The following is a 16535-nucleotide window of genomic DNA, read 5'->3' on the forward strand; positions in this document are numbered from 1 at the left end:
GCTCAGAACGTTGTATGAACAGGCAAAATGGCTGGTGTTGCCAGGTCGCAGAGAGCGAAGTTATCCGAGAGAGCTCAGAGCCAGAAGCAGGAAATATCCAGATAAAAAAGTTGCTGGCCACCCTTAAGTGACCAGCATTACGCGTTGTGCGGCCTTTCTCGTCAAAGCGCCAATAACCCCGGTTTAAATCAAAGAACGGTCGAGTTGTGATTTCCTGCGTTCTTGCGCTGTGCGATGCTCCCGCCATCACACAGAAATGAGGAAATCCTGATGGAAATGACCAACGCCCAGCGGCTGATCCTGTCGAACCAGTACAAGATGATGACCCTGCTCGATCCGGACAACGGCGACCGTTATCGCCGGTTGCAAACCATCGTCGAACGCGGCTTCGGTTTGCAAATGCGCGAACTGGATCGCGACTTCGGCGAACTGAGCGAAGAGGTGTGCCGCACCATCATCAACGTGATGGAGATGCACCATGCGCTGCAGGTTTCCTGGGGCAACCTGAAAGAAAAGCAGGATCTGGACGAGCGCCGCCTGGCGTTTCTCGGCTTCGACGCCGCCACCGAGGCGCGCTACCTGAGCTACGTGCGTTTCCTGGTCAGCACCGAGGGGCGCTATACTCACTTCGATTCCGGCAGCCACGGTTTCAACGCCCAGACCAAAATGTGGGAAAAATACCAGCGCATGCTGGCGATCTGGCTGGCCTGTCCGCGCCAGTATCACTTGAGCGCCGTTGAGATAGCGCAAATCATCAATGCTTGATTAAGAAGAGGTTTTCTGTGGAGTGTAAGGGTTTTCTGTTCGATCTTGATGGCACCCTGGTGGATTCGCTGCCGGCGGTAGAGCGCGCCTGGACGCACTGGGCCGAACGCCGCGGCGTCAACCCGCAAGCGGTGCTGGACTTCATTCACGGTAAACAGGCCATTACTTCTCTGCGCCACTTTATGCCGGGCGAAAGCGAAGCGGAAATTCAGCGCGAGTTCGAGTTGCTGGAGCAGGCCGAAGCGCAGGATACCGACGGCGTTCGCGCGCTGCCGGGCGCGATTGCGCTGCTGGAGCGCCTGAACGCGCTCGGCATCCCTTGGGCGATCGTCACCTCCGGTTCGGTGCCGGTGGCCAGCGCTCGCCGCCAGGCCGGCGGTTTGCCGCAGCCGGAGGTGTTCATCACCGCCGAGCAGGTTAAACACGGTAAGCCGCAGCCCGACGCCTATCTGCTGGGCGCCGAGCGCCTGGGGCTGGCGCCGCACGAGTGCGTGGTGGTTGAAGACGCGCCGGCCGGCATTCTCTCCGGCCTGGCCGCGGGCTGCCAGGTGATCGCGGTCAACGCGCCGGCGGATACGCCGAAGCTGGAGCAGGTCGACCTGCGGCTGGATTCGCTGGCGCAGATCGCCGTCGATAAAACGGCGCAGGGCGCGATCGTTCGCCGGCTGGCCTGAGCGGCATTATCTTCACCCTAATTGATTAGACCCCGCTTCGACGGGGTTTTTTTATGCTATTTTTTAGGCCCTTGGATATTTGCCGGATGAGGCCGTTTTGAACAGCGAATTACTGTGGGTGCTGAGTTTACTGCTGATTGCCATCGTGCTGTTTACCACCAACAAGCTGCGTATGGACGTGGTGGCGCTGTTGGTGATCATCGCCTTCGTGCTGAGCGGCACGCTCAGCCTGCAGGAGGCGACGGTCGGTTTCAGCGATCCCAACGTGATTTTGATCGCCGCGCTGTTCGTGATCGGCGAAGGGCTGGTGCGCACCGGCGTGGCCTATCAGGTCGGCGACTGGCTGGTGAAAGTGGCCGGCAGCAGCGAAACCAAAATGTTGATGCTGCTGATGGTGACGGTCGCCGGGCTGGGCGCGTTCATGAGCTCGACCGGCGTGGTGGCGATCTTTATCCCGGTGGTGCTCAGCGTGACGGCGAGAATGAAGATTGCGCCGGGGCGGCTGATGATGCCGCTCAGCTTCGCCGGGCTCATCAGCGGCATGATGACGCTGGTGGCCACGCCGCCCAACATGGTGGTCAACAGCGAACTGGTGCGTGAAGGCATCCATGGTTTCGGCTTCTTCAGCGTGACGCCCATCGGTCTGGCGGTGCTGGCGCTGGGCGTCGGTTACATGCTGATCGCTCGGCGTTGGCTGGGCAGCGGTGACACGGGCAAAGCCGGCGATGACTGGCAGCGCCGAACCTTCCGCGATTTGATCCGCGACTACAAGCTGACCGGCCGCGCGCGGCGGCTGGCTGTCCGCAGCGCTTCGCCGCTGATCGGGCGTTCGCTGGATGAACTGCACCTGCGTGCGCGCTATGGCGCCAACGTGGTGGGCATTGAGCGCTGGAAACGCTTCCGGCGGGTGATGGTCAGCGCTTCCGGCAGCACCGAGCTGCGCGAGGGCGACGTCCTCTTGATCGACATGTCGGACAGCCAGGTCGATCTGCGTGAATTCTGCGGCGAGCAGCGGCTGGAGCCGATGGTGCTGCGCGGCGATTACTTCTCGGAACAGTCGCGCAACGTCGGCATGGCCGAAGTGTCGCTGATCCCGGACTCGGCGCTGCTGGGCAAAAGCCTGCGCGAAGCGGCGTTCCGCAGCCGCTACGATCTGAACGTGGTGGGCATCCGCCGCCACGGCGAGACGCTGGGCGGCAAGCTGGTGGACGAGCCGCTGGAGCTGGGCGACATCTTGCTGGTGATCGGCGACTGGAAGGCGATCCGTCAGCTGCAGGCCAAAACCCACGACTTTATCGTGCTCAATCTGCCGGCCGAAGTGGACGAAGTGGCGCCGGCGATCACCCAGGCGCCGCACGCGCTGTTTTGCCTGGCGCTGATGGTGGCGATGATGCTGACCGACGAAATCCCCAACCCGATCGCGGCGCTGATCGCCTGTCTGCTGATGGGCAAGTTCCGCTGTATCGATATGGAGAGCGCCTATAAATCGATCCATTGGCCGAGCATCATTTTGATCGTCGGCATGATGCCGTTCGCGCAGGCGCTGCAAAAGACCGGCGGGGTGGATCTGATCGTCAGCGGGCTGATGGACGTCGCCGGCGGCGCGGGGCCGCGCGTGATGCTGCTGTGCCTGTTCGTCTTGTGCGCCACCATCGGCCTGTTTATTTCCAACACCGCGACGGCGGTGCTGATGGCGCCGATCGCCATCGCCGCCGCGCGCGAAATGGGCGTTTCGCCATACCCGTTCGCGATGATTATCGCCATCGCCGCGTCCGCCGCCTTTATGACGCCGGTTTCTTCACCGGTCAACACGCTGGTGCTGGGGCCGGGCAATTACAAGTTCGGCGATTTCGTGCGTCTCGGCGTGCCGTTCACCCTGCTGGTGATGGCGGTCAGCGTGATTGTGGTGCCGTGGCTCTACGGCTTTTAACGGCGCAGCGAGGCTGCGCCGGCGGGGTTACAGCGAGCTGTCGAGGCTGATTTCGTCCAATGACAGGCTGAAGCTGGGGATGAACACGTCCATGAAGTAGTCCATTTCCGGGCTGCGGCGCTGTTCCAGGGTTTTATCCAGCCGCGCCTTGGCCAGGGTGAATTCGTTGTTGCCGGCAGAGAGTTCCTCCAGGCATTTCAGGTAGGCGCACAGTGCGTCCGCCTGCTTTACCACCTGCTTTTCATCTTCGCTGTAGTAGTGCTCATCGAGAATAGTGCGAAAATCGTTGCGCAGCTCCGCGGGGATCATGTCCAGCAGTTTTTGCTGGGCGATCTTTTCGATCTTCTTGTATTCGTGGGCGATCTGCGGATTGTAGTACTTGATCGGCGTCGGCATGTCGCCGGTGATCACTTCGCTGGCGTCGTGGTACATCGCCAGCAGCGCAACGCGGTCGGCGTTGAGGTTGCCGTTGAATTTGCGGTTTTTGATCACCGCCAACGCGTGGGCGACAAAAGCCACCTGCAGACTGTGTTCGGAAACGTTCTCGGTACGCACGTTGCGCATCAGCGGCCAGCGGTTGATCAGTTTCAGGCGGGACAGATGGGCGAAGAAATGGCTCTGGCTCATGGTGCTCTCTTTAACGGCAAGTGAGGGCCCCATTGTGAAGCAGTGACGGCGAATTTTGCAACCGGGCAGTGAGAGAAGGGCGCAGCAAGGCGCTGCGCCCCAGGCGATTACTGGTGGTAGCCTTCCAGGAAGCGGCCCAGCTTGCCGACCGCCATTTCCAGCTCGTCTACGCGCGGCAGGGTGACGATGCGCACGTGATCCGGATAAGGCCAGTTGAACGCGGTGCCCTGCACCAGCAGCACTTTTTCCTGCAGCAGCAGATCCAGCACCAGTTTCTGGTCGTCGTGGATGTTGAAGCGCTTGGCGTCGATGCGCGGGAACATGTACAGCGCGCCCTGCGGCTTCACGCAAGAGACGCCCGGGATGTCGTTGAGCAGCTCCCAGGTGCGGTTACGCTGTTCGTACAGGCGGCCGCCGGGCTGAATGAACTCGCTGATGCTCTGATAACCGCCCAGCGCGGTCTGAATGGCGTGCTGCATCGGCACGTTGGCGCACAGGCGCATCGAAGCCAGCATCTCCAGCCCTTCGATATAGCCTTTGGCGTGCTTCTTCGGCCCGTTCAGCACCATCCAGCCCTGGCGGAAGCCCGCCACGCGGTAGGTTTTCGACAGGCCGTTGAAGGTGACGGTCAGCAAGTCCGGCGCCAGCGCGGCGATCGAATGGTGCTCGGCTTCGTCATACAGGATCTTGTCGTAGATCTCGTCGGCGAAGATGATCAGGTTGTGTTGACGGGCGATCTCGACGATCTGTTCCAGCAGCGCTTTGCTGTAAACCGCGCCGGTCGGGTTGTTCGGGTTGATGATCACGATGCCGCGGGTGCGCGGGGTGATCTTGCTGATGATGTCGTCCAGATCCGGGAACCAGCCGGCCTGCTCATCGCACAGGTAGTGCACGGCCTTGCCGCCGGACAGCGATACCGCGGCGGTCCACAGCGGGTAGTCCGGCGCCGGCACCAGCATTTCGTCGCCGCTGTTGAGCAGCGCCTGCATGGATTGGACGATCAGTTCCGAGACGCCGTTGCCAATGTAGATATCCTCAACGGTCACGTCACGCATGTTGCGCGCCTGATAGTGCTGCATGATCGCTTTACGCGCCGAGAAGAGGCCCTTGGAGTCGGAATAGCCTTGCGCCGTGGGCAGATTGCGGATCACGTCGACCAGGATTTCGTCAGGGGCGTCGAAACCGAACGGGGCAGGGTTGCCGATGTTCAGTTTCAGGACTTTGTTGCCTTCTTCTTCAAGACGTTTAGCTTCTTTAAGCACCGGGCCGCGAATGTCATAGCAGACGTTGTCCAGTTTGCTGGATTTCTCAATGGGGGACATAAAAAGTTGAGCCTTTTGCTGGGATAGGGGCGCTCCTACCGTGGGACGCCGCAACCCGCCCAATGTACTCCTGGCGTAGTTGCTTTTGAAGGGTTTTACACGCCTTTGGTGCAAATGCATGTCGTAACGGGAGATTTTAGTTATGATAAGCAAAGGTAAAGTTATTTTGTGGTTCATAATTTCATGAACTATAATTTTACTAGGGTTTTGTTCTGTAAAATCCCGCATCGATAAACGCGACGTGCCGGTGATCGCGGCCGGCAGCAGTGAACTGATAAGCCGAAAGTGAGAATGGGCTTCAATAAACTGTAAAGGAACGATAATACCGGAGTTGTCTGATAGCGGGTTGTCGGTTAGCGCACCACACTAAGAAAATGGCATATTTACATTAGCTTTACTTTATATTTTAGCTTAAGCATTGTTTATGTGGTTATAGGATTATTATTTAAAGTAAAAATCTTACTGATTGAATTTATTAAATTCATTGAGTAGTAACATGAAGTCGGTAGCGTTAATTATTTATCTTTTTTGCTCTGTAATGCAGTCTGAACGCCGGTTGATAAGGGTTCTCAGTAGCACGAATGGAGTGGAAATTAGGCAGTATGAATGAGTAAAATCTCAGGTTCGGTGGGGGTTTTCCCTTTCTACCGATATTCAGCCCCCCGCGTTCTATAAGCACCATCGATAGATCGCATTTTAAAAAGCGATAGAGGTAACGAATCATAAGTAATTTTTTTGCCCTCCACTTATGAGTGGGGTACTGTCATAACAGGCTCCGTCCTTTTCAACGGCGTCTGAGAAACACACCAGGGTAGTAGTTCGTAAATTAGAATTTAAAAAAGTGAAGAATACACTATGACAACTGCAAATCGTCCGATACTTAATCTCGACCTCGATCTGCTAAGAACCTTTGTTGCGGTTGCTGATTTGAATACCTTCGCGGCGGCGGCCGTCGCCGTATGCCGTACTCAATCAGCCGTCAGTCAACAAATGCAGCGATTAGAGCAACTGGTCGGCAAAGAACTGTTTGCCCGCCATGGGCGCAACAAACTCCTGACTGAGCATGGTATTCAGCTTCTCGGTTATGCCAGGAAGATCCTGCGCTTTAACGACGAAGCCTGTACCTCGCTGATGTACAACAATATTAAAGGTGTTCTGACCATCGGCGCTTCCGACGACACCGCCGATACCATTCTGCCTTTCCTGCTGAACCGCGTGACCGCCATCTATCCGAAGCTGTCCATTGACGTGCGCGTAAAGCGCAGCACGACGATGGTCGATCTGCTGGAAGAGGGCGAGATCGATCTGGCGGTGACCACGGCCGATCCGGCCGGGCACCCGCACATCGTGCTGCGCACATCGCCGACGCTGTGGTACTGCGCCGCCGATTACCACTATCAGGCCGGCGAACCGATCCCGCTGGTGGTGATGGATGAGCCAAGCCCGTTCCGCGCGCTGGCGATCAAGCAGCTGGACGAAGCCGGTATCCCGTGGCGCATCGCCTACGTCGCCTCCACGCTGTCCGCGGTGCGGGCGGCCTGTAAGGCCGGCCTGGGCGTGACCGCGCGGCCGATCGAGATGATGAGCCCCGACCTGCGGGTGCTGGGGGCGGTGGAAGGTTTGCCGCCGCTGCCGGATACCCAGTATGCGCTGTGCAAAAACGCGCAGTGCAGCAATGAGCTGGCGATGGCGATCTTCAGCGCCATGCAGGGCGGCAATGACGGCTATGGCTTCAACGGCGCAGAGGCCGGTCTCCAGGGCGATCAGGATGACGCCAGCCTGGTGGACGAGGAAGAATAACGCCGCGGCGTGATATCTGATGAAAACCTCTGCTTCGGCGGAGGTTTTTTTTTGCCCTTTTTTTGGGGATTTTTACTGTTATAGGGGTTTAATGACGATTTTGTTATGAGTTGGCTATTTTATTAACTTTTAAGCGTTGCTGAAAAGAGAGTTTGGCCGGGTTTAAGACGTTGAGTGTGTTTTTTGAGCAATAAGATTGAATGGGTTAAAGGCATGGTAATAGAAGGGTTATTTTGTTAGCTTATAGCGGCCGTTTTTGCGGCTTAATTTGAGGAAAATTGTTAAAGGGCCACACTTTTTTTGAGGATTTATGCTGAAAACGTGTCCTGGATCAAAAAAATACCCCTAGGTAGTGAGTGGAAGAACAGGGAATTCCTGAGACAATGGTATAGTAAAACTGAAATGTGCACGTTGGTTTATATCTATCTGTTTCTACACAAAAATTAACTGACACGATTTAGCCAGCCCCTGGCGCATCAAATGTTAATCAAATGATACGTATGTAAACTAGTGTGTAGATACTTTTGTCAAAGTTGACAAAAGGTTATAGAAAGGAGTAAAAAGCCCACAGAAAAACGCTGCCTAACTCGCTGTAAAAGCAGTTTGTTTGTGTGGTTATTTATCCTTCCCTTAAATCGATGTGGCGCACTAACTGCCGGTGACAAGAGCAGCGCGATCGACGCCACTTTTGATGAGTAAGCATAGAGTATGTCAACAACCACTGAAGTTATCGCTCATCACTGGGCGCTCGCCGTATTTCTCGTCGTGGCTATCGGGCTCTGCGGCTTAATGCTGCTGGGTGCGTTCTTCTTGGGCGGGAGAGCCCGGGCGCGCGCCAAACACACCCCGTTTGAATCAGGCATCGACTCGGTCGGTACGGCGCGCATGCGCTTGTCCGCCAAGTTCTACCTGGTGGCCATGTTCTTCGTTATTTTCGACGTTGAAGCCTTATACCTGTACGCCTGGTCGGTCTCGGTTCGCGAGAGCGGTTGGGTAGGCTTTATCGAAGCCGCCATTTTCATTTTGGTGCTATTGGCCGGTCTGGTTTATCTGGTGCGCGTCGGCGCGTTGGATTGGACTCCGGCGCGTTCCCAACGCCGCAGCAAACCGAGCACGATCACTAACACCAACAGTCATCCGCAGTAACAGCGAGGCATTAAGATGGACTATACGCTCACCCGCATAGACCCGAACGGTGAGAACGACCGTTATCCCCTGCAAAAACAGGAGATCGTCGCCGATCCCCTGGAACAACAGGTCCACCGCACGGTTTACATGGGTAAACTCGAACATGCGCTGCATGACATGGTGAACTGGGGGCGTAAAAACTCTATTTGGCCGTATAACTTCGGCCTTTCGTGCTGTTACGTGGAGATGGTGACGTCGTTTACCGCCGTTCACGACGTGGCGCGTTTCGGTGCGGAAGTACTGCGCGCCTCCCCGCGTCAGGCTGACCTGATGGTGGTGGCCGGTACCTGTTTCACCAAGATGGCCCCGGTCATCCAGCGCCTGTACGAGCAGATGCTGGAGCCTAAGTGGGTGATCTCGATGGGCGCCTGCGCCAATTCCGGCGGCATGTACGACATCTATTCCGTGGTGCAGGGCGTGGACAAGTTCCTGCCGGTCGACGTGTACATTCCCGGCTGCCCGCCGCGTCCGGAAGCCTATATGCAAGCGCTGATGCTGCTGCAGGAGTCCATCGGCAAAGAACGTCGCCCGCTGTCGTGGGTTGTCGGCGATCAGGGCGTTTACCGCGCCAATATGCAGTCTGAAAGAGAGCGTAAACACGGCGAGCGCATCGCGGTGACCAACCTCCGGACGCCTGACGAGATTTAAGACGTTCATTTAACGTCCATCTTAGTGCGCTATTGGTTAACACAGCGAAAAGTGAAACTTGCGGCGAATAACCCTTTAGTGTGGTGAAAAAAAATTATGACAGATTTGACGACGCACGACGCCTTGCCTGCCTGGCAGACCCGAGATCACCTTGACGACCCGGTGATCGGCGAACTGCGCAACCGTTTTGGGCCGGAAGCCTTTACTGTTCAGGCCACCCGTACCGGCATGCCCGTGGTATGGGTTAAACCTGACCAGTTGCTGGAAGTAATGACGTTCCTGAGAAAACAGCCGAAGCCGTATGTCATGCTGTTCGATCTGCATGGCGTGGACGAACGTCTTCGCACCCACCGCGATGGCCTGCCCGCTGCGGATTTCTCCGTTTTCTACCATCTGATTTCCATCGAACGCAACCGCGACATCATGCTGAAGGTGGCGCTGTCTGAAAAAGACCTGCACGTGCCGACGGCGACCAAGGTGTTCCCGAACGCCAACTGGTATGAGCGCGAGACCTGGGAAATGTTCGGTATCACCTTCGACGGCCACCCGCACCTGTCGCGCATCATGATGCCGCAGACCTGGGAAGGGCACCCGCTGCGCAAGGACTACCCGGCGCGCGCCACCGAATTCGATCCTTTCGTGCTGACCAAGCAGAAAGAAGATCTGGAGATGGAAGCGCTGACCTTCAAGCCGGAAGACTGGGGCATGAAGCGCGGCACCGAGAACGAAGACTTCATGTTCCTCAACCTCGGCCCGAACCACCCGTCCGCGCACGGTGCGTTCCGCATCATTCTGCAGCTGGACGGCGAAGAGATCGTCGACTGCGTGCCGGATATCGGCTATCACCACCGCGGCGCCGAGAAGATGGGCGAGCGCCAATCCTGGCACAGCTACATTCCGTACACCGACCGTATCGAGTACCTCGGCGGCTGCGTGAACGAAATGCCTTACGTGCTGGCGGTCGAGAAGCTGGCCGGCATCAAGGTGCCGGAGCGCGTCGACACCATCCGCGTGATGCTGTCCGAGCTGTTCCGCATCAACAGCCACCTGCTGTACATCTCCACCTTCATTCAGGACGTCGGCGCGATGACCCCGGTGTTCTTCGCCTTTACCGACCGTCAGAAAATCTACGATCTGGTGGAAGCGATCACCGGTTTCCGTATGCACCCGGCCTGGTTCCGCATCGGCGGCGTCGCGCACGATCTGCCGCGCGGCTGGGATCGCCTGCTGCGTGAATTCCTCGACTGGATGCCGAAGCGTCTGGACTCCTACGTGAAAGCGGCGCTGAAGAACAGCATCCTGAAAGGCCGTTCCATTGGCGTAGCGTCTTACAACGCCAAAGAAGCGCTGGAGTGGGGCGTGACCGGCGCCGGCCTGCGCGCCACTGGCGTCGAGTTTGACGTGCGTAAATGGCGTCCGTACTCCGGCTACGAGAACTTCGACTTCGAAGTGCCGGTCGGCGACGGCACCAGCGACTGCTACACCCGCGTGATGCTGAAGGTGGAAGAGCTGCGCCAGAGCCTGCGCATCCTCGAACAGTGCCTGAACAACATGCCGGAAGGCCCGTTCAAGGCCGATCACCCGCTGACCACGCCGCCGCCGAAAGAGCGCACGCTGCAGCACATTGAAACGCTGATCACCCACTTCCTGCAGGTTTCCTGGGGCCCGGTGATGCCAGCCAACGAATCATTCCAGATGATTGAAGCCACCAAAGGGATCAACAGCTACTACCTGACCAGCGACGGCAGCACCATGAGCTACCGCACCCGGGTACGTACGCCGAGCTTTGCGCACCTGCAGCAGATCCCATCGGTCATCCGTGGCAGCTTGGTTTCCGACCTGATCGTCTATCTGGGTAGTATCGATTTTGTTATGTCAGATGTGGACCGCTAATTATGCACTCTCAAAAAGACAATCACGCAGTCAATGATGCGCTCGAGCCCATCAACGCAGCCGCTCCTCAGAGCGGCGTTGATGCATTTGTACTGAGTGCGGAAGAACGTGATGCGATCGAGCACGAAAAGCATCATTACGAGGATCCGCGCGCCGCTTCCATCGAAGCACTGAAAATTGTGCAGAAGCAGCGCGGCTGGGTTCCGGACGGTGCGATTTACGCCATCGCGGAAGTGCTGGGCATCCCCGCCAGCGACGTAGAAGGCGTGGCCACGTTCTACAGCCAGATTTTCCGTCAGCCGGTAGGACGTCACGTGATCCGTTATTGTGACAGCGTTGTTTGTCACATCACCGGTTACCAGGGCATTCAGGCCGCTATCGAGAAGAAGCTGAACATCAAGCCGGGTCAAACCACTTTTGATGGCCGCTTCACGCTGCTGCCGACCTGCTGTCTGGGCAACTGCGATAAAGGGCCGACCATGATGATTGACGACGACACTCACAGTCAGCTGAAGCCTGAAGATATCGAGACGCTACTGGAGCAGTATCAATGACCAAGCACATTGTACGCACTCCCGAAACGCATCCGCTGACCTGGCGGCTGCGTGATGACAAGCAGCCGCTGTGGCTGGACGAATACCGCAGCAAAAACGGCTATGCCGGCGCGGAAAAGGCCCTCAAAGGCCTGGCCCCGGACGAGATCGTCAACCTGGTGAAAGACTCCGGGCTGAAGGGCCGCGGCGGCGCGGGCTTCTCCACCGGTTTGAAGTGGAGCCTGATGCCGAAGGACGAATCCATGAACATCCGTTACCTGCTGTGTAACGCCGATGAGATGGAGCCGGGCACCTATAAAGACCGCCTGCTGATGGAGCAGCTGCCGCACCTGCTGGTGGAAGGCATGCTGATCTCCGCGTTCGCGCTGAAAGCCTACCGTGGGTACATCTTCCTGCGTGGTGAGTACATCGAAGCGGCGGCGCATCTGCGTCGCGCCATCGCGGAAGCCACCGAAGCCGGCTATCTGGGCAAGAACATTCTCGGCACCGGATTTGATTTCGAGCTGATCGTGCACACCGGCGCCGGCCGTTACATCTGCGGCGAAGAAACCGCGCTGATCAACTCGCTGGAAGGCCGCCGCGCCAACCCGCGCTCCAAGCCGCCATTCCCGGCCAGCGCCGGCGTGTGGGGCAAGCCGACCTGCGTCAACAACGTCGAAACGCTGTGCAACGTGCCGGCCATTTTGGCGAACGGCGTGGAGTGGTACACCGGCATCTCCGGCAGTGAGGACAAAGGCACCAAGCTGATGGGCTTCTCCGGCCGGGTGAAAAATCCGGGCGTTTGGGAGCTGCCGTTCGGCACCACCGCGCGCGAGATCCTGGAAGACTACGCCGGCGGCATGCGCGACGGCCTGCGCTTCAAAGCCTGGCAGCCGGGCGGCGCGGGGACCGACTTCCTGACCGCCGATCACCTCGATCTGCCGATGGAATACGGTGCGATCGGCAAAGCCGGCAGCCGTCTCGGCACCGCGCTGGCGATGGCGGTAGACCACGAGATTGGCATGGTGCCGTTGGTGCGTAACCTGGAAGAGTTCTTCGCCCGCGAGTCCTGCGGCTGGTGTACGCCATGCCGCGACGGCCTGCCGTGGAGCGTGAAGATCCTGCGTGCGTTGGAAAACGGCGAAGGGCAGCCGGGGGATATCGAAACCCTCGAACAGCTGTGCCGTTCCCTCGGCCCGGGCAAAACCTTCTGCGCCCACGCGCCAGGTGCCGTAGAGCCACTGCAAAGCGCGATTAAATATTTCCGTGAAGAGTTCGAGGCGGGCATCGCCGTGCAGCACTTCAGCAACGCCCATGCGATTGGCGGCATTCAGCCGAACAATCTGCTGAAGCAGCGCTGGTAAGCCGACTCGCCCGAACACGGCCAGAATTTTTGATTAACGCCTGCCGCAAGGCAGGCCACTTGGAAGCATGCTGACTATGGCTACGATTCATGTAGACGGCAAAGAGTATGAGGTAGACGGGGCGGACAACCTGCTGCAGGCTTGTCTCTCCCTCGGCCTTGATATTCCTTACTTTTGCTGGCATCCGGCGCTGGGAAGCGTCGGCGCTTGCCGCCAATGTGCGGTAAAGCAATACCAAAACGCGGAAGATACGCGCGGCCGTTTGGTGATGTCCTGTATGACCCCGGCATCCGACGGCACCTTCATCTCCATCGATGACGGTGAAGCGAAGCAGTTCCGTGAAAGCGTGGTCGAGTGGTTGATGACCAACCACCCGCACGATTGCCCGGTCTGTGAAGAAGGCGGTAACTGTCACCTGCAGGATATGACGGTAATGACCGGCCACAGCTTCCGCCGCTACCGCTTCACCAAGCGCACCCACAACAACCAGGAGCTGGGGCCGTTTATCTCGCATGAGATGAACCGCTGCATCGCCTGCTACCGCTGCGTGCGTTACTACAAAGACTATGCGGACGGCACCGACTTCGGCGTGTACGGCGCGCACGACAACGTCTACTTCGGTCGCCCAGAAAGCGGCACGCTGGAAAGCGAGTTCTCCGGCAACCTGGTGGAAGTGTGCCCGACCGGCGTATTTACCGACAAAACGCACTCCGAACGCTACAACCGTAAATGGGACATGCAGTTCGCACCGAGCATTTGCCAGCAGTGCAGCATTGGCTGTAACACCAGCCCGGGCGAACGCTATGGCGAGCTGCGCCGTATCGAAAACCGTTACAACGGCAGCGTGAACCACTACTTCCTGTGCGACCGCGGTCGTTTCGGTTACGGCTACGTCAACCAGAAAGATCGTCCGCGTCAACCGCAGCAGCTGCGCGGCGATGACTGGATCACCCTGAACGCCGAGCAGGCGATGCAGGGCGCGGCGGACATCCTGCGTCAGGCGAAGAAAACCATCGGCATCGGCTCCCCGCGCGCCAGCCTGGAAAGCAACTTCGCACTGCGCGAGCTGGTCGGCGCCGAGAACTACTACACCGGTATCGCTCAGGCGGAGCAATCACGCCTGGCGCTGATGCTGAACGTGCTGAAAAACGGCGGCGTCCATACGCCGGCGCTGCGTGAGATCGAAGATTACGACGCGGTGCTGGTGCTGGGCGAAGACCTGACGCAAACCGGCGCGCGCATCGCGCTGTCCGTGCGCCAGGCCGTCAAGGGCAAAGCCCGCGCGATGGCGGCGGCGCAACGCGTGGCCGACTGGCAGATCGCGGCGGTGCAGAACATCGGCCAGCACGCCAAGTACCCGCTGTTCACCACCAACGTCGACAACACCCGCCTGGACGACATCGCCGCCTGGAACTACCGCGCGCCGGTAGACGAGCAGGCGCGCTTCGGCTTCGCCATCGCTCACGCGCTGGACAGCGCGGCGCCGGCGGTGAACGATCTGGCTGAAGGCCTGAATAAGAAAGTCGATATCATCGTGCAGGCGCTGACCGGCGCACGCAAACCGCTGATTATTACCGGCAGCAACGCCGGCAACGAAGCCATCATCGAAGCGGCGGCCAACATTGCCAAAGCGTTGAAGGGCCGCGGTTCCGATGTCGGCATCACCTTCGTGGCGGGCGCAGCCAACAGCATGGGCCTGGCGATGATCGGCGGCGGTTCGCTCGATCAGGCGCTGGAACAGCTGGCGAGCGGCGCAGCCGATACCGCCATCGTGATGGAAAACGATCTCTATCGTCATGCGCCGGCGGCGCAGGTGGACGCGGCGCTGGCCAAGGTCAACAACCTGATCGTCGCCGACCACCAGCGCACCGCGATCATGGACAAAGCCAACCTGATCCTCTCCTCGGCCAGCTTCGCCGAGAGCGACGGTACGCTGATCAACCAGGAAGGCCGCGCGCAGCGCTTCTTCCAGGTATACGATCCGGCTTACTACGACGACGCCAAGAAAAATCAGTTCACCGTGATGCTGGAAAGCTGGCGCTGGATGCACTCGCTGCACTCCACCTACACCAGCCGCCACGTGGACTGGACCCAGCTCGATGACGTGATCGCCGCTTGCGTCGCCGCGTTGCCGCAGCTGCAGGGCATCGTCGACGCCGCGCCGGACGCGACTTTCCGCATTCGCGGTCAGAAGCTGGCGCGTTCGCCGCACCGCTCCAGCGGCCGTACCGCCATGCGCGCTAACATCAGCGTGCACGAGCCGCGTCAGCCGCAGGATAAAGACACCATGTTCGCCTTCTCGATGGAAGGGAACAACAGCCCGCTGGCCGATCGTCAGCAGATCCCGTTCGCCTGGGCGCCAGGCTGGAACTCACCGCAGGCATGGAACAAGTTCCAGGCCGAAGTGGGCGGCAAACTGCGCCACGGCGATCCGGGCGTGCGCCTGATCGAAGCGGGGGAGGGCAGCCTCGGTTACTTCGACCGCGTGCCTGCCGCGTTCAATCCGAACGACGGCTGGCGTGTCGCGCCGTACTACCACCTGTTCGGCAGCGACGAAATGTCGCAGCGCTCTCACGTGATCCAGCAGCGCATGCCGGAAGCCTACGTGATGGTCAACCCGGCCGACGCGGCGACGCTTGGCGTCAACGCGGGCAGCCTGGTGGAGTTCAGCTGTGCGGGCCAGACCCTGCGTCTGCCGGTGCGTCTGAGTGAAACCCTGACCCAGGGCCAGGTTGGTTTGCCGCTCGGCTTGCCAGGGATCCCGCCGATCTTGGTGGGTGCTAAGGTAGACAATCTGCGGGAGGCGGCACGATGAGCTGGTTTACCCCTGAGGTGATCGACATTCTGATCGCCATTCTTAAAGCGGTCGTGATCCTGTTGGTGGTCGTGGCGTGCGGGGCATTCATGAGCTTTGGCGAACGCCGCCTGCTCGGCCTGTTCCAGAACCGCTACGGACCGAACCGCGTAGGCTGGGGCGGCTCGCTGCAGCTGGTCGCCGACATGATCAAAATGTTCTTCAAGGAAGACTGGGTACCGAGATTCTCCGACCGGGTGATCTTCACCCTGGCGCCGATGATCGCCTTTACTTCCCTGTTGCTGGCATTTGCCATCGTGCCGGTCAGCCCGACCTGGGCGGTGTCCGATCTTAACATCGGTATTCTGTTCTTCCTGATGATGGCCGGCCTGGCGGTGTACGCCGTGCTGTTCGCCGGATGGTCGAGCAACAACAAATACTCGCTGTTGGGCGCGATGCGCGCCTCCGCGCAAACCCTGAGCTACGAAGTGTTCATCGGTCTGTCGCTGATGGGCGTGGTGATGCAGGCGGATTCGTTCAACATGCAGGCTATCGTTGAATCCCAGGCGCACGTCTGGAACGTCATTCCGCAGTTCTTCGGCTTCGTGACCTTCGCGATCGCCGGCGTGGCGGTGTGTCACCGTCACCCGTTTGACCAGCCGGAAGCCGAGCAGGAACTGGCCGACGGTTACCACATCGAATATTCCGGCATGAAGTTCGGTCTGTTCTTCGTGGGGGAATACATCGGTATCGTCACCGTGTCCGCCCTGATTGTGACGTTGTTCTTCGGCGGCTGGCAGGGTCCGTTCCTGCCGCCATTCATCTGGTTCGCGTTGAAAACGGCCTTCTTCATGATGATGTTCATCCTGATCCGTGCCGCGCTGCCGCGTCCGCGTTATGACCAGGTGATGTCCTTCGGCTGGAAAGTGTGCCTGCCGCTGACGCTGCTGAACCTGCTGGCAACCGCCGCGGTCATTTTGTACAACGCTCAATAAGG

At 58.9% G+C, this 16535-nt stretch carries 13 protein-coding genes; 11 read left to right on the top strand and 2 right to left on the bottom strand.

From position 1 onward, the window contains the following. Window positions 1-270 precede the first annotated feature (270 nt). From REA38_RS01500 to REA38_RS01510, 3 genes are all read left to right on the top strand, one after another. Window positions 271-765, top strand: a complete 495-nt coding sequence (locus REA38_RS01500; protein ID WP_016926898.1) for a YfbU family protein — start codon at window positions 271-273, stop codon at window positions 763-765. 17 nt (window positions 766-782) lie between these two features. Continuing rightward, entirely contained in the window at window positions 783-1439 is a 657-nt protein-coding gene (locus REA38_RS01505; RefSeq protein WP_308884714.1) for a sugar phosphatase, read from the top strand. Between the two features lie 79 nt (window positions 1440-1518). Continuing rightward, window positions 1519-3369: an SLC13 family permease gene (locus REA38_RS01510; protein WP_071883829.1), complete on the top strand. Its 1851-nt coding sequence runs from the start codon at window positions 1519-1521 to the stop codon at window positions 3367-3369. Between the two features lie 27 nt (window positions 3370-3396). Here REA38_RS01510 and yfbR read toward each other — a convergent pair whose 3' ends face one another. Then, window positions 3397-3996 (bottom strand): 5'-deoxynucleotidase, encoded by a 600-nt coding sequence (gene yfbR, locus REA38_RS01515; protein WP_025303666.1) that lies wholly within the window; start codon window positions 3994-3996, stop codon window positions 3397-3399. A 107-nt stretch (window positions 3997-4103) separates the two neighbouring features. Next, a complete protein-coding gene (locus REA38_RS01520) occupies window positions 4104-5318 on the bottom strand; it encodes a pyridoxal phosphate-dependent aminotransferase (protein WP_004936047.1) in 1215 nt (404 codons plus the stop codon). Between the two features lie 855 nt (window positions 5319-6173). Here REA38_RS01520 and lrhA point away from each other — a divergent pair. The 8 genes from lrhA to nuoH all read left to right on the top strand — a co-directional run bounded on the left by lrhA (window position 6174) and on the right by nuoH (window position 16533). Next, on the top strand, window positions 6174-7118 hold the full coding sequence (gene lrhA / locus REA38_RS01525) for a transcriptional regulator LrhA (protein ID WP_033653761.1): 945 nt from the start codon (window positions 6174-6176) through the stop codon (window positions 7116-7118). 708 nt (window positions 7119-7826) lie between these two features. Beyond that, window positions 7827-8264 carry an NADH-quinone oxidoreductase subunit NuoA gene (gene nuoA / locus REA38_RS01530; protein ID WP_033648046.1) on the top strand — a complete coding sequence of 146 codons (438 nt, stop codon included), beginning with the start codon at window positions 7827-7829 and terminating at the stop codon, window positions 8262-8264. A gap of 15 nt (window positions 8265-8279) precedes the next feature. Next, window positions 8280-8954 carry an NADH-quinone oxidoreductase subunit B family protein gene (locus tag REA38_RS01535; RefSeq protein WP_004936039.1) on the top strand — a complete coding sequence of 225 codons (675 nt, stop codon included), beginning with the start codon at window positions 8280-8282 and terminating at the stop codon, window positions 8952-8954. 96 nt (window positions 8955-9050) lie between these two features. Further along, window positions 9051-10847 carry an NADH-quinone oxidoreductase subunit C/D gene (gene nuoC / locus REA38_RS01540; protein WP_004936036.1) on the top strand — a complete coding sequence of 599 codons (1797 nt, stop codon included), beginning with the start codon at window positions 9051-9053 and terminating at the stop codon, window positions 10845-10847. Window positions 10848-10849: 2 nt separating this feature from the next. Further along, window positions 10850-11401, top strand: coding sequence for an NADH-quinone oxidoreductase subunit NuoE (gene nuoE, locus REA38_RS01545; RefSeq protein WP_033635327.1), 552 nt, complete (start codon window positions 10850-10852; stop codon window positions 11399-11401). Then, a complete protein-coding gene (nuoF, locus tag REA38_RS01550; protein ID WP_033653762.1) occupies window positions 11398-12744 on the top strand; it encodes an NADH-quinone oxidoreductase subunit NuoF in 1347 nt (448 codons plus the stop codon). Before nuoE ends, nuoF begins: the two co-directional genes overlap by 4 nt. Before the next feature lie 76 nt (window positions 12745-12820). Next, entirely contained in the window at window positions 12821-15559 is a 2739-nt protein-coding gene (nuoG, locus tag REA38_RS01555; RefSeq protein WP_308884724.1) for an NADH-quinone oxidoreductase subunit NuoG, read from the top strand. Continuing rightward, window positions 15556-16533, top strand: a complete 978-nt coding sequence (gene nuoH, locus REA38_RS01560) for an NADH-quinone oxidoreductase subunit NuoH (protein ID WP_004936022.1) — start codon at window positions 15556-15558, stop codon at window positions 16531-16533. The genes nuoG and nuoH overlap by 4 nt, the downstream gene beginning before the upstream one ends. Window positions 16534-16535: the final 2 nt, after the last annotated feature.

The organism is Serratia sp. MF1(2023) (genome assembly GCF_030954545.1).
Taxonomy (GTDB): Bacteria; Pseudomonadota; Gammaproteobacteria; order Enterobacterales; family Enterobacteriaceae; genus Serratia; species Serratia sarumanii.